Raw genomic sequence first — 14,025 nt, forward strand, 5'->3', positions numbered from 1 at the left:
CCTTTCCTGCCCAGGCGAAGACATCGGCCATCGAGGCCGGTGTCATTTTGGAACCGAAAAGAAAAATGAAGCATCAACGAAGGGCTGCCGAACATGTGAATCGCCTGAATTGCAGGCTTTTTCAAACTTCTAGGTTGATCGTCATAGGCGCGAAGCTCAAGCAGTAGCTCGACGCTCGGTTGACAAACGGGTTCGAAATTTGAAGATTGCCGCCATCAAAAACGGACAGCGTTGGGGGGACCTATGTCTAAGCGCGCGTTTCTCGGCTTCTCTGCTTTTCTTCTCGCCACTTTCGCCTCTCTGAACCCTTCGGCCGCCGCCGACGTCAAGCGCCAGGTGGTGACCACGAAGGACGGCGATTACTTCGGTTTCGATCTGCGCACCGAGCAGAACGTGACGCTGGACCAGTGCTCCGCCTCCTGCATCGGCGATAAGTCCTGCAAGGCCTTCACCTACAATCCCAAGGTGAAGTGGTGCTTCATGAAGTCGGACTTCAACCAGCTGAACAGCTTCCCCGGCGCGATCGCCGGCAAGATCGTCGAGACGGCTGCCACCAGCGAACCGGATATCGGCGCGGCGCCTGCGCTTTCCTTCCTTTCCGACAATTTCGTCCAGAGCGCGCGCGACGCGAAAAGCACGCTGACGCTCGGCAATGAGCTGAAAGGCCAGGGCGTCGAAAGCCTGATCGCGCTCGGCCGTATCGAGCTGACCTCCGGCAACGTCAACGATGCCCTGAACGCCTTCCAGGGCGCGCTTTCGCTCAATCCCGACAATGGCGATCTGTGGATCGAGCTGGCGCGCGCCGCCAACACGATTGCGAACGACACCTCCGTCGCCACGCGCGCCGCCTATGCCGCGCTCAACGGCTATCAGCTGACCCGCACGACGAGTAGCCGCGCCGATTCGCTGGCCGTGCTTGCCGAGGCGCTGAAGAATGCGCAGAACTATCGCCCCGCACTTAACGCCTACAAGGCGAGCCTCAATCTCGTCAGCTCGGCCGCCGTCCAGGCGGCTTATAACGATCTTCTGGCACGCCAGGGCTTCCGCGTGACAGGCAATACGCTCGACAACGACAATGCCTCGCCGCGCGCCTGCGTGCAGTTCTCCGAAAAGCTGGTGAAGAGCGGCGCCGACTATACCCCCTTCGTCACCGTCAATGGGGCAGCACCGAAGGGCGTCGATGCCAAGGACAACCAGATCTGCGTCGAAGGCCTGGAATTCGGCCAGCATTACCGCATTTCGCTGCGCGCCGGCCTGCCCTCCTCCGTGGAGGAAAACCTCGCCTCGCAGGTCAATGTCGATGTCTATGTCAAGGATCGCACGGCTTCGCTGCGCTTTACGGGCGACAATTTCGTATTGCCCTCAACGGCACGCCGCGGCATTCCGATCGTTTCGGTCAACGCCAATACGGCCAATCTCAAGCTCTACCGCATCGGCGACCGCAATATCCCGCAGCTGCTGAACGGCTCGCAATTCCTGACGCAGATGGACAGCTACAGCGCCCAAACCGTCCAGGACACCAATGGCGAGCTGGTCTGGCAGGGTTCGATCGAGATCAAGCAGGAACTCAACAGGGAAGTCGCGACCAGCTTCCCGGTGGACGAGGTGCTGCCCAAGCGCAAGCCCGGCGTCTATGTGCTGACGGCGGTCGCGCCCGACAGCGGCGGCCATGAGTGGGACCCGCAGGCGACGCAGTGGTTCATGGTTTCCGATATCGGCGTCACCACTTATGCCGGCACCGACGGACTGAATGTTTTCGCCCGCTCGCTCGGCAGCGCCAAGCCGCTCGCCGGTATCCAGCTGCAACTTCTCGCCAAGAACAATGAAATCCTCGGCACGGCGAAGACGGACGACAATGGCCGCGCCACCTTCAGCGCCGGCCTGATGCGCGGCACGGCGGGCATGACGCCGGCCGTCATCACCGCTGAGAACGGCGATCAGGATTATGTCTTCCTCGACATGACGCGCGCCGGCTTTGATCTTTCCGACCGCGGGGTATCAGGCAGAACCGCGCCGGGCGCCATCGACCTGCTGACCTGGACGGAACGCGGTATCTACCGCGCCGGCGAGACGGTGCATGCCTCCGCACTTGCCCGCGACGTCAGCTCGACGGCAGTCGAAAACTTGCCGCTCACCTTCGTCTTCCTGCGCCCGGATGGCGTCGAGGATCGCCGCATCATCACCGACGGCGGCAAGCTCGGCGGCTACAATGTCGACCTGCCGCTGCAGCAGACCTCGATGCGCGGCACCTGGACGATGAATATCTATACCGACCCGAAGGGCTCCTCCATCGGCTCGCAGACCTTCCTCGTCGACGACTTCGTGCCGGATCGCATCGAATTCGACATGAAGAGCGACGCCAAGGAAATCGAAGTCGGCCAGCCGACGCCGGTCAATGTCGACGGACGCTACCTCTATGGTGCGCCGGCCGCCGGCCTCAATCTGGAAGGCGAAGTGACGCTGAAGCCGACGCGCCAGAGCGACGCCTATAAGGGCTATCAGTTCGGCCTCGCCGACGAGGGTGCCGGCAAGGCAAACGCAAACAATGACGACGAGGACAGCGGCAGCGGCGACAGCAAGGCCGAAAGCACGCAAGTGCCGCTCGAAGACCTGCAGGCGCTCGACGAAAACGGCAAGACCACCTTCAACGTCACGATCAACGACACGCCTTCGACCACACAGCTCCTGAACGCCAATATCACGGTGCGCATGCAGGAAGCCGGCGGCCGCGCCGTCGAGCGTTCGCTGACGCTGCCCGTCAAGGCGGATGGGCCGCGCATCGGCATCAAGCCGGAATTCGACGGTGATCTCGGCGAAAATACCGTCGGCAATTTCCACGTCATCGCCGTCGACGCCAACGGCCAGAAGCAGGCGATGCAGGGCCTGACCTGGAAGCTGCTGAGCGTCGAGCGCAATTATCAATGGTACCGCGACGGCAGCAGCTGGAAGTTCGAGCCGATCATGTCCACCAAGCAGGTGGCAGTCGGCACAGTCAATGCCACGACCGATGGCGCGGCGATTTCCATGCCCGTCACCTGGGGCCGCTACCGTCTCGAAGTATCCACCGCCGATGCGAACGGCCCGGAATCCAGCATCGAGTTCAATGCCGGCTGGTATGTCGCCTCTACCTCGACGGAAACGCCGGATGCGCTTGAAATCGCGCTCGACAAGGAAAGCTACCGTGTCGGCGATACCGCCAAGCTCAAGGTGACCTCGCGCTATGCCGGCCAGCTGATGGTGACGGCCGGCTCCGAAACCCTGATCTCGGTCACCAATGCCGATATCGGCGCCAATGGCGGCGAAGTGGATGTTCCGGTGACCGCCGACTGGGGCGCCGGCACATACTTGACGGCCACACTGTTCCGTCCCGGCGAAGCGCAGGAAAGCCGCATGCCGATGCGCGCCATCGGCATCAAATGGGCGCCGGTCGATCCCGGCGAGCGCAAGCTGCAGGTCAAGATCGACGCACAGCAGAAGACGCTGCCGCGCCAGCCGCTTGATATCGGCCTGCAGGTCGCCGGCGCAGGCGCCAACGAGGACGCCTATGTCACCATCGCCGCCGTCGATGTCGGCATTCTCAATCTGACCCGCTACCAGCCGCCAGCGCCGGATGACTGGTATTATGGCCAGCGCCAGCTCGGCCTTGAAATCCGCGACATCTACGGTCGCTTGATCGATGGCTCGCTCGGCGCAACCGGCAAGCTGCGCACCGGCGGCGACGGCGGACAGGCGGCCTTGCAGGCAAGCCCGCCGAAGGAAAAGCTGATCGCCTTCTTCTCCGGTCCGATCAAGCTCGATGCCAATGGCAAGGCCAATGTCAGCTTCGACATTCCGCAGTTCAACGGCACGGCACGCCTGATGGCCGTTGCCTGGTCGAAGGCCGGCGTCGGCCACGCGACGCAGGACGTGATCATCCGTGATCCGGTCGTCGTCACCGCAAGCCTGCCGAAGTTCCTGGCCCCCGGGGACAACGCCAACCTGCGTCTCGACGTCGCCAACACAGACGCTCCCGCCGGCGAATACACGCTCGCCGTCACGGGCAACAGCGCCGTGACCGTGGATGCGAGCGCCACCCAGCAGAAGGTCAACCTGCAGGCCGGTGGCAAATACAACATCACGCTGCCGCTGACCGGTGGGCAGCCGGGCGACGGCACGGTTTCGATCAAGCTGTCGAATGCCTCTGGCATGTCGCTCGATCAATCGGTCGATATCCCCGTTCGCCCGGCGCAGCTGCCGGTCACCGAACGGCGTGTCATCGCGCTCGCGCCCGGCAAGAGCCTGACCGTCAATTCAGACCTTCTCGCCGACAGCGTGCTGCCCGGCGCCTCGGTCAGCGTCAATGTCAGCCGCTCCAGCGCCTTCGACGTGCCGGCGCTGCTGATGAGCCTCAGCCGCTATCCCTACGGCTGCGCGGAACAGACGGCGAGCAGCGCGTTGCCGCTGCTCTATTTCAGCGACATGGCGATCAAAAACGGGCTTGCCGATGATACCGAGATCCGCAAGCGCGTGCAGGATGCCATCTATCGCGAAATGTCCTACCAGTCCTCGAGCGGCAGTTTCGGCCTCTGGAGCCCCGGCTCGGGCGACCTCTGGCTCGACGCCTATGTGACCGACTTCCTGACCCGCGCTCGCGAGCAGAAATACAACGTGCCGGATCAGGCCATGGTGCAGGCGCTGGAAAACCTCCAGAATGCGCTGAGCGCCAATACCAACGTCAAGGACAACGGCAACGAGATCGCCTATGCGCTCTATGTGCTGGCGCGCAACAAGAAGGCCTCGATCAGCGATCTGCGCTACTACGCCGACACGATGCTGAACGACTTCCCGACGCCGCTCTCCAAGGCGCACCTGGCCGCGGCTCTCGCGCTCTATGGGGATGCACAGCGCTCGCGCAACATCTTCGTGGACTCGTTGCAGATGTCGCAGAAGGCGGCGGTCACCAAGGTCAGCTTCGTCCGCTCGGATTACGGTTCGTCGCTGCGCGACGGTGCCGCCGTGCTGGCGCTTGCCGCCGAAAGCCGCCCGGTGCCGCCGATCATTCCCGAGCTCGCAAGCGTCGTCGCCAAGGATTGGCAGACCAAGAAATATACCAGCACGCAGGAACAGACCTGGATGCTTCTCGCCGCCCGCGCCCTGCAGAACGGCGATGATGGCCTGACGCTCGACGTCAACGGCGCTGCCCATAGTGGCACCTACATGGCCCAGATGTCGGGCGATGCGCTGATGGGCCATCCGCTGACCGTCACCAACACCACCCGCCAGCCGCTGTCGGCTGCCGTGACCACTGTCGCGGCTCCGGTTGCGCCGCTGCCGGCCGGCGGCAGCGGCTTCAAGATCGAGCGCAAGTACTACACGCTCGATGGCGAAGAGGCGAATGTCAGCCAGGCGCAGCAGAACGAGCGCTATGTCGTCGTGCTGCATGTGACCGAGGACAATGACTGGCCGCAACGCCTGCTCGTGACCGATCTGCTGCCCGCCGGCTTCGAGATCGACAATCCGAGCATCGTCAACAGCGCCCAGCTTTCGAACTTCGACTGGCTCAGCGAAATTCAGCCCGCTCATGTCGAATTCCGCAACGACCGCTTCGTCGCAGCCTTCGACCAGAACTCCGGCGCCGATCGTGACCTGACCTTCGCCTATGTCGTGCGTGCCGTGACCCCCGGCGTCTACGATCATCCGGCGGCAAGCGTCGAGGACATGTATCGTCCGCAGTTCTCGGCCCGCACGGCGATGGGCCGCATGGAGGTGCTGGGCGCCCAGCAGTAAGAAACAGCCATGAAGGCGCGGTGGAAAATTGCGATCGGCTTTGGAGCCACCGTCTTGACGGCGGTGGCTCTGGTCTTCGGCCTGGAAGCTGCAGACCACGCCTATCCGCCGCCGCTGGATAATGCTCGTGTGGTCTCTGCCGAAGTGCTCGACGCCAATGGCGATCTTCTGCGCGCCTTCGCCACGCCCGAGGGGCGCTGGCGGCTGAAGACCAGCGTTGCCGATGTCGATCCGCAATATCTGCACATGCTGGTCGCTTATGAGGACCGGCGCTTCTACGATCATCACGGCATCGACCCGATGGCGATCGGCCGTGCCTTCCTGCAGCTCGTCACGCATGGCCGCATCGTCTCAGGCGGTTCGACGCTCTCCATGCAGGTGGCACGCCTGATCGAACCGCGCAGCGAACGATCCCTGACGGCAAAACTTCTGCAGGTCGTTCGCGCCATCCAGATCGAGCGGCGGTTGACCAAGGAAGAGATCCTCGATCTCTATCTCACACATGCACCCTATGGCGGCAATCTGGAAGGCGTGCGCGCTGCGAGCCTTGCCTATTTCGGCAAGGAGCCGAAGCACCTGACGGTCGCGCAGGCGGGCCTGCTCGTCGCCCTGCCGCAGCTGCCGGAAAGGCGACGGCCGGACCGCAACCTCGCCGCCGCCCAGGCCGCCCGCCATCGCGTGCTCGAGCGCGCAGCCGTTGCTACAGTGATCGGCGAAGGGGAAGCGGAACGGGCTTCGCTGTCTCCTATTCCGGCACAGCGGCGGCAGCTGCCGGCCTATGCCGCGCATCTGGCCGAACTGGCGCTCCGGAAGCAGCCCGGCATCATCCAGCACAAGACAACGCTGCGGCGCGATGTGCAGCAGGGCTTGGAGGCCGTAGCGGATGCGGCGGCAATCCGGCTCGGGCCGAAAGTATCGGTCGCCATGATCATGGCTGATGCCAAAACCGGCGAGATCATCGGCGAAGTCGGCTCGGCCAATTATTTTGATTCCTCCCGCGCCGGCTGGGTCGACATGACCCGCGTGCTGCGCTCGCCCGGCTCGACGCTGAAGCCCTTCATCTACGGCCTCGCTTTCGAGCAGGGCTATGTGGCGCAGGAAACAATCATCGAGGACCGCCCCGCCGATTTCTACGGCTACCGCCCGCGCAATTTCGACATGACCTATCAAGGCGACGTCAGCGTCCGCCAGGCGCTGCAGCTTTCGCTCAACGTGCCGGCCGTGCGCCTGCTCGATGCCGTCGGCCCGACGCGGCTGCTGGTGCGCTTCCGCAGCGCCGAGGTGAAGCCGAAGCTGCCGCCGAACGAAGCGCCTGGTCTAGCCATCGGCCTTGGCGGCGTCGGCGTGACGCTGAAGGACCTCGTGCAGCTCTATGCCGGGCTCGCCAATCGCGGCAAGGCGATGCGGATCGGCGATGGCATACAAGATCAGCCGGGACCGATCGACGGCGAACCGTTGATGGAGCCGATCGCGGTATGGAACATCACCGATATTCTCTCCGATATCATCGCGCCGCGCGGCAGCAAGCAGCTCGGCATCGCCTACAAGACCGGTACCAGCTACGGCAACCGCGATGCGTGGTCGATCGGCTATGACGGCGCGCATGTGCTCGGCGTCTGGGTCGGGCGGCCGGACAATGGCGCCGTGCCGGGGCTGGCGGGTTATGTTTCGGCCGCTCCCATCCTGTTCGAGGCTTTCGCCAAATCGGGCGTTGCCATAACCCCCTTCCCTTCGGCTCCCATGGGCGCCGTGCGCATCGCGCCGACCGAGCTGCCGATCAGCCAGCGGCGCTTTTCCGTCACCGCCGCCGGGCTGCTGGCCGCCTCCAGCCGCGAGCCGGCGCCGCAGATCGTCTATCCGCCGGAAGGGGCCCGCGTCGATCTCGGCGCAAGCAGCGGCAATGACCAGATCGCGCCGCTGGCGCTGAAGCTGCAGGGCGGACGGGCGCCGTTCCGCTGGCTCGCCAACGGCAAGCCGCTGCCCGACATGTCGCGCCGCCGTACCAACCAGTGGACGCCCGACGGTGCGGGATATTCGACGTTGACCGTCATCGATGCGGCGGGACGCGCGGCGAGCGTGCGGGTTTTCGTGGAATAGGTCGACTTCAGCCGCGAGTTTTGCGAGCCAGACCCACCTGTGATAGTTTATCGGATACTCAAACGAGGAATGACGAGATGTCGGAAGAGCAGGCAATCCGTGCGGTTGTTCATCTCTATGTCGATGGCATGGCATTCGCGAACGAGCCGGCGCTGCGCAAGGCGTTCCATCCGCGGGCCGATATCATCGGCAATTATCAGGGCGCGGTGGAATGGATGACGCGGGATGAATTCATTGCCGCCATCGTCGAGCAAGGCAGCGCCCCGCCCGGCACGATACCGCTGATGGAGATCGAGCTGATCGACATCGAAGGCGATGCCGCAAGCGTCAAGGTCGTCGACGAATTCGCCGGGATGCGGTTTTCGGACTATCTGTCACTGGTGAAGATCGATGGGCGCTGGAGTGTGGTGAACAAGGTTTATCATCTGCATCGGTAGATGATGCTACACCGCGTATGTCGAGACTTTGATACCCCCCTCTGGCGCCGTTCCTTCTCCCCTCGGGGAGAAGGTGGCCCGAAGGGTCGGATGAGGGGGCCGGCCGCTTTAAATGCATGGACTTTCCCGCTCTTGGCCCCCCTCATCCGCCTGACGGCACCTTCTCCCAGAGGGGAGAAGGAATGCGCAGCAACGACCTCATTTCATATGTGATTGCCCTGCTTGTGGGGGAGATGTCGCGATAGCGACAGAGGGGGGTGCCGAGCTCTCCGCGAACTCGGCAGCGACCGATTACGCTCTCAGCACCCCGCCCGTCGACTTCGTCACATTGGCAACGATCTTCTGCGTCAGCGCCTCGAAATCCTCATCGGTCAGCGTGCGCTCGGCCGGTTGGATTTGCACCTCGATGGCGATCGACTTCTTGCCTTCGCCGAGCGACGCGCCCTCGAAGATGTCGAAGACGTTGACGCCGGTTACCAGCTTGCGGTCGGCGCCGACGGCGGCGCGGATGATGGCGCCGGCTTCCACCGACTTATCGACCACGAAGGCGAAGTCGCGCTTGACGGCCTGGAAAGGAGAAAGCTCCAGCGCCGGCTTGGTGCGGGTCGCCTTCTTCTTCGGCTCGGGCATGGCATCGATATAGACTTCGAAGCCGGCAAGAGCGCCTGACACGTCGAGCGCTTCCAGCGTCTTCGGATGGAATTCGCCGAAATAGCCGAGCACGACCTTCGGACCCATCTTGATGGTGCCGGAACGGCCCGGATGATACCAGGCGGGACCACCCTGCTCGATCTGGATATTGCCCATCGGCAGGCCGCAAGCTTCCATCACCGCCAATGCGTCGGCCTTGGCATCGAAGACATCGACCGGCTTACCGCCACCCTTGGCGGCGTTCGACCACATACGGCCGGCACCGGCGAGCGTTGCCGTGCCGCGGCGGATGCCGCCGGCAACACGACGCTGGCCCTCGGGCGTGTCGTTCTCATAGGTGCCGGAGACTTCGAAGATCGCGACGTCGCCGTAGCCCTTGTCGGCATTGCGCTGCGCCGCCGACAGCAGGCCCGGCAGCAGCGAAGGACGCATGTCGGACATGTCTGATGCGATCGGGTTGGCGAGCTTCAGCGCATTGGAGCCGCCGCCGAAGAGCTTGGCCTGATCTTCGGAGATGAAGGACCAGGTGACGGCTTCCAGCATGCCGCGGGAGGCAAGCGCGCGCTTGGCCGTGCGCGTGCGGATCTGCAGCGTCGTCAGGATCTTGCCGTTGACGGCGGCATGGCTTGTGAGCGGCTGCGGCTTGATGTTGTCGACGCCATGGATGCGCATGATTTCTTCGACGAGATCGGCCTTGCCGTCGACATCCGGACGCCAGGAGGGAACGGTGACAGAAATGCGCTCGCCCGAACCGGAGACCGAGAAGCCGAGCTTCGCCAGGATGGATTTGCTCTCATCGGCCGAGACTTCGAGGCCGGTCAGGCGCTTGACTTCCGACAGCGGGAAATCGACGACCTTAGGCTCATAACCCTTGTAGCCTTCGACGCGCGCCCTGGCAGCCGTGCCGCCGCAGGAGGCAAGCACCAGCTCCGTGGTGCGCTCAAGGCCGGGGACCATATATTCCGGATCGACGCCGCGCTCGAAACGATAGCGCGCATCGGTGATGATGCCGAGGCCGCGGCCGCTCTTGGCGATGTTCATCGGATCCCAGAGGGCCGACTCGATCAGCACGTCCGTGGTGTTCGCGTCACAGCCGGAATGCTCACCGCCCATGATGCCGCCGATCGACTCGACGCCGTTGTCATCGGAGATGACGACATTGCTGGGGTTGAGCTTGTATTCGCGCTCATCCAGCGCCAGCACGGTTTCGCCGTCCCTGGCGCGGCGCACGACCAGATTGCCCTTGACCTTGGCGGCGTCGAAGACGTGCATCGGCCGGCCCTGATCGAAGGTCATGTAGTTGGTGATATCGACCAGCGCGCTGATCGGGCGCAGGCCGATGGCGAGCAGCCGCTGCTGCATCCATTTCGGGCTCGGGCCGTTCTTGACGCCGCGCACGAGGCGCAGCGCAAAGCCGGGGCAAAGGCGCGCATCGTCCAGATCGATCTTGAGCTCGGTCGTCGTTTCGCCAGCAACGGCAAAGGGCGGCGTGCTGCGCGGCTTCAGCGTGCCGAGGCCGGACGCGGCGAGATCGCGGGCAATGCCGTAAACGCCGGTGCAATCCGGGCGGTTCGGCGTCAGGTTGATCTCGATCATCGGATCGTCAAGCCCGGCATAGGCGGCAAAGCTGGTGCCGATGGGCGCATCTTCGGGCAAGTCGATGATGCCGTCATGGCTGTCGGAAATTTCGAGTTCCTTTTCCGAGCACATCATGCCGCGGCTCTCGACGCCGCGGATGTTGCCAATGGCGAGCGTCACGTCGATGCCAGGGACATAGGTGCCGGGAGCCGCGAAGGCGCCGACGAGGCCGGCACGCGCATTCGGCGCGCCGCAGACGACCTGAACCGGCGCGCCGCTGCCTGTATCGACCATCAGCACCTTCAGGCGATCGGCCTGCGGATGCTTTTCGGCCGAGAGAACCTTGGCGATGACGAAGGGCTTGAACGCCGCCTTGTCGTCGACCTCCTCTACTTCCAGCCCGATCTGTGTCAGGCGTGCGCAGATCTCGTCGAGCGTGGCGTCGGTTTCCAGATGCTCTTTCAGCCAGGAGAGTGTGAATTTCATGTGCTTTATCCCTTCCTTACGCGCTCAGACCGCCGAACAAAGTCGGCATATCGAGCGGGCGGAAGCCATAGTGGTTCATCCAGCGGACATCGGCGTTGAAGAAGTCGCGCAGGTCGGGCATGCCGTATTTCAGCATGGCGATGCGGTCGAGGCCCATGCCCCAGGCAAAGCCCTGGTATTCGTCCGGATCGAGGCCGCCATGGCGCAGCACATTCGGATGCACCATGCCGCAGCCGAGGATTTCCATCCAGTCGGTGCCTTCGCCGAACTTGACGATCGGGCCGGAACGGTCGCACTGGATATCGACCTCGAAAGAGGGCTCCGTGAACGGGAAGAAGGACGGGCGGAAGCGCATCGTCACATTGTCGACCTCGAAGAAAGTCTTGCAGAATTCCTCCAACACCCAGCGGATATTGGCGACATTTGCCGTCTTGTCGATGACGAGGCCTTCGACTTGATGGAACATCGGCGAGTGCGTGGCGTCCGAATCCTGGCGGTAGGTCTTGCCGGGGATGATGATGCGGATCGGCGGCTTTTGCGCTTCCATGGTGCGGATCTGCACCGGCGAGGTGTGCGTGCGCAGCACCTTGCGCTCACCCTTTTCATCCGGCTGGAAGAAGAAGGTGTCGTGCATTTCGCGGGCCGGATGTCCCTCGGGGAAGTTCAGCGCCGTGAAATTATAGTAATCGGTCTCGACATCGGGACCTTCAGCGATCGAGAAGCCCATATCGCCGAAGATGGCGGTGATTTCGTCGACGATCTGGCTGATCGGGTGAATGCGGCCGCGTTCGGCCGGCGAGGAGCGGACCGGCAAGCTGACATCGACGGTCTCGGCCTTCAGCTTCGCCTCGATCGCCGCGTCGCGTAGCGCGCCCTTGCGTTCATTGATCGCGTCGGTGACGGAATTCTTCAGCGCGTTGATCGCAGCGCCTCGCGTCTGCCGTTCTTCCGGCGACATCGAGCCCAGCGTCTTCAACAGTTCCGAAACCGAGCCCTTCTTGCCGAGCGCGGCGACCCTGACGGCCTCGATCGACTGCTCGTCGGTCGCAGCCGCCACTTCGGCCATGAGTTGGGTTTCAAGCGTTACAAGTTCCGTCATCTGGTCCTGCCTTGCGGACCACGGCCATCGGGCACTCAGTCCACGGAATAATTGGTGAACGCATGCATCAGAAAGCTTGTGGCAACGATGAAGCGCTGGAGATCACTACCCATGTGCACGCGGCCAATCAACCGGGCAAGGAACAAAAAACCGCCAAGAAAGCGAATCATGCGCTGAAGCTCGACACGCGCGGCCGCCGGCGCGTGCTCGAACCAGGCTTCATAGGCCCTGTTCTGCGTTTGCAGGCCAAAGCGGGCGCCGGTGGCGATCTGCAGAAAGAGCAGCCAGACGTCACGGGCCTGCGCCACCTCGAGCGGCATGACAGTCTGCGGGTCTTCCTCGAAATCCATGAAGCCGAGCCGGTCGCCGACGAAGAACATGTCACGCGGATAGGGCCGGCCGTGGCAAAGGCCTTTGGCATGCAGCCGGCCAAGCTCCGCGGCGCAGACGACCATGAGATCATCATGGGCGGCGGGATCGCCATCCCTCAATTGCCATAGGCGCTGCTGCACCGTCATGCCTGCGTCGGCAAGCACGATCGCGCCATTCGAGGCATAAAGAACGTCCGGAACGGCAATACCTCGCTCCTTGAACAGGACGATGCGCCGCCTTTCCCGCTCCGCCATTTGCCGTGGAGACAAATAGGCGCAAGGACGCAGGAAAGCGATCGGGACGATGCGCGAAAACATGGCCTGCAAATGGCGCCAAGTCGACGGCTTTTCCGTGCCGTATCGCTTGATCCACGCTCCGCATGACGAGAGAGAAACGCGTTCGACCCGCCTCGATCCGTTCACCAGCACGGTCAGCAAGGTCTCGATATCCTTGCCATTGAGATTGGGTATGGAATTTAATTTCGTTGTCTGGTCAACAACTTCACCTGCCCCGATACCGGGAAGCCCCAAGGTGATCATTGCAAATCGATTGTATTCTGAAAAATACAAAACCCGCGCTGGTTACACAAGCGCGGGTTTCACAAATTTGACACAAAAATGTCTCGAAGGCGGGCCTTAGCCGACAGTAGCCTCGAACTCGTTCTTCGTGCCTGCTTCCTTAAGGTATTCGAGAGCCTTCTTGGAGGCTACTACGAGTGCACCGAAGGCTTCCGGCTCATGGATCGCCATGTCGGAGAGGACCTTGCGGTCGACTTCGATGCCAGCCTTCGTCAGGCCGTCGATGAAGCGGCCGTAGGTCAGGCCATGTTCACGGACGGCAGCGTTGATGCGCTGGATCCAGAGGGCGCGGAAGTTGCGCTTGTTGACCTTGCGGTCGCGGTAAGCGTACTGCTTGGAACGGTCGACGGCGGCCTTGGCGGTACGGATGGTGTTCTTGCGGCGGCCGTAGAAGCCCTTGGCTGCCTTCAGAACCTTCTTGTGCTTGGCGTGGGCGGTAACGCCTCTTTTTACGCGTGCCATATCATGATCTCCTTAGTCTATAGCGTTACGAATAGTCTTAGAGACCGTTCGGCAAGTAGTTCTTGATAACCTTACGGCCATCCGGTTCTGCGAGAACCATGGTGCCGCGGGCATCGCGAATGAACTTGTTGCTACGCTTGATCATGCCGTGGCGCTTGCCAGCAGCGGCTGCCTTGACCTTGCCGGATGCGGTGATCTTGAACCGCTTCTTGGCAGAGGACTTCGTCTTCATCTTGGGCATTTTGCTACTCCTTCGATGCTTCCTGGCGCGCTTTGTTTAAAAGCCCTTCCCACAGATCCGGACAGGCCGGGCTGCAACAAGGTGCCGGAGCGTTTGTTGTTGAACTGCGGATACGGTGACGAACCGCTCCGCCAGCATTCTGAACTGCCACGGCATGCCCTGCCGGTCAGTTCGGACGCGCGCTTATAACCGCACTTGCCTTGAAGTGCAACGGGCCGAGCGCGTGAATCTTTTCAGATCGATGACAATGCGCAACCA

The 14,025-nt window shown here is 62.7% G+C and carries 8 protein-coding genes; 3 read left to right on the plus strand and 5 right to left on the minus strand.

The genetic code is table 11. From position 1 onward, the window contains the following. The first annotated feature begins 243 nt into the window (after positions 1 to 243). The 3 genes from HGP16_RS17815 (at position 244) to HGP16_RS17825 (ending at position 8,300) form a co-directional block, all read left to right on the plus strand. A complete protein-coding gene (locus tag HGP16_RS17815; RefSeq protein WP_168841339.1) occupies positions 244 to 5,766 on the plus strand; it encodes an alpha-2-macroglobulin family protein in 5,523 nt (1,840 codons plus the stop codon). 9 nt (positions 5,767 to 5,775) lie between these two features. Then, positions 5,776 to 7,863 (plus strand): penicillin-binding protein 1C, encoded by a 2,088-nt coding sequence (pbpC, locus tag HGP16_RS17820; protein WP_168841340.1) that lies wholly within the window; start codon positions 5,776 to 5,778, stop codon positions 7,861 to 7,863. A 77-nt stretch (positions 7,864 to 7,940) separates the two neighbouring features. Continuing rightward, the gene (locus HGP16_RS17825; protein ID WP_168841341.1) at positions 7,941 to 8,300 is read left to right on the plus strand and encodes a nuclear transport factor 2 family protein; all 360 of its coding nucleotides are present in this window, start codon (positions 7,941 to 7,943) and stop codon (positions 8,298 to 8,300) included. 291 nt (positions 8,301 to 8,591) lie between these two features. On the opposite strand, the gene pheT is transcribed toward HGP16_RS17825, so the two are convergent. The 5 genes from pheT to rpmI all read right to left on the minus strand — a co-directional run bounded on the left by pheT (position 8,592) and on the right by rpmI (position 13,767). Beyond that, positions 8,592 to 11,015 carry a phenylalanine--tRNA ligase subunit beta gene (gene pheT, locus HGP16_RS17830; RefSeq protein WP_168841342.1) on the minus strand — a complete coding sequence of 808 codons (2,424 nt, stop codon included), beginning with the start codon at positions 11,013 to 11,015 and terminating at the stop codon, positions 8,592 to 8,594. Positions 11,016 to 11,031: 16 nt separating this feature from the next. Then, on the minus strand, positions 11,032 to 12,114 hold the full coding sequence (gene pheS, locus HGP16_RS17835) for a phenylalanine--tRNA ligase subunit alpha (protein WP_168841343.1): 1,083 nt from the start codon (positions 12,112 to 12,114) through the stop codon (positions 11,032 to 11,034). Between the two features lie 35 nt (positions 12,115 to 12,149). Beyond that, the gene (locus HGP16_RS17840) at positions 12,150 to 13,025 is read right to left on the minus strand and encodes a serine/threonine protein phosphatase (RefSeq protein WP_205926605.1); all 876 of its coding nucleotides are present in this window, start codon (positions 13,023 to 13,025) and stop codon (positions 12,150 to 12,152) included. A gap of 96 nt (positions 13,026 to 13,121) precedes the next feature. Beyond that, a complete protein-coding gene (rplT, locus tag HGP16_RS17845; RefSeq protein ID WP_168841344.1) occupies positions 13,122 to 13,526 on the minus strand; it encodes a 50S ribosomal protein L20 in 405 nt (134 codons plus the stop codon). Between the two features lie 37 nt (positions 13,527 to 13,563). Next, the gene (gene rpmI, locus HGP16_RS17850) at positions 13,564 to 13,767 is read right to left on the minus strand and encodes a 50S ribosomal protein L35 (RefSeq protein ID WP_012759782.1); all 204 of its coding nucleotides are present in this window, start codon (positions 13,765 to 13,767) and stop codon (positions 13,564 to 13,566) included. Positions 13,768 to 14,025 lie beyond the last annotated feature (258 nt).

This window comes from Rhizobium sp. P40RR-XXII (genome assembly GCF_012641405.1).
In the GTDB taxonomy this organism is placed as follows: Bacteria; Pseudomonadota; Alphaproteobacteria; order Rhizobiales; family Rhizobiaceae; genus Rhizobium.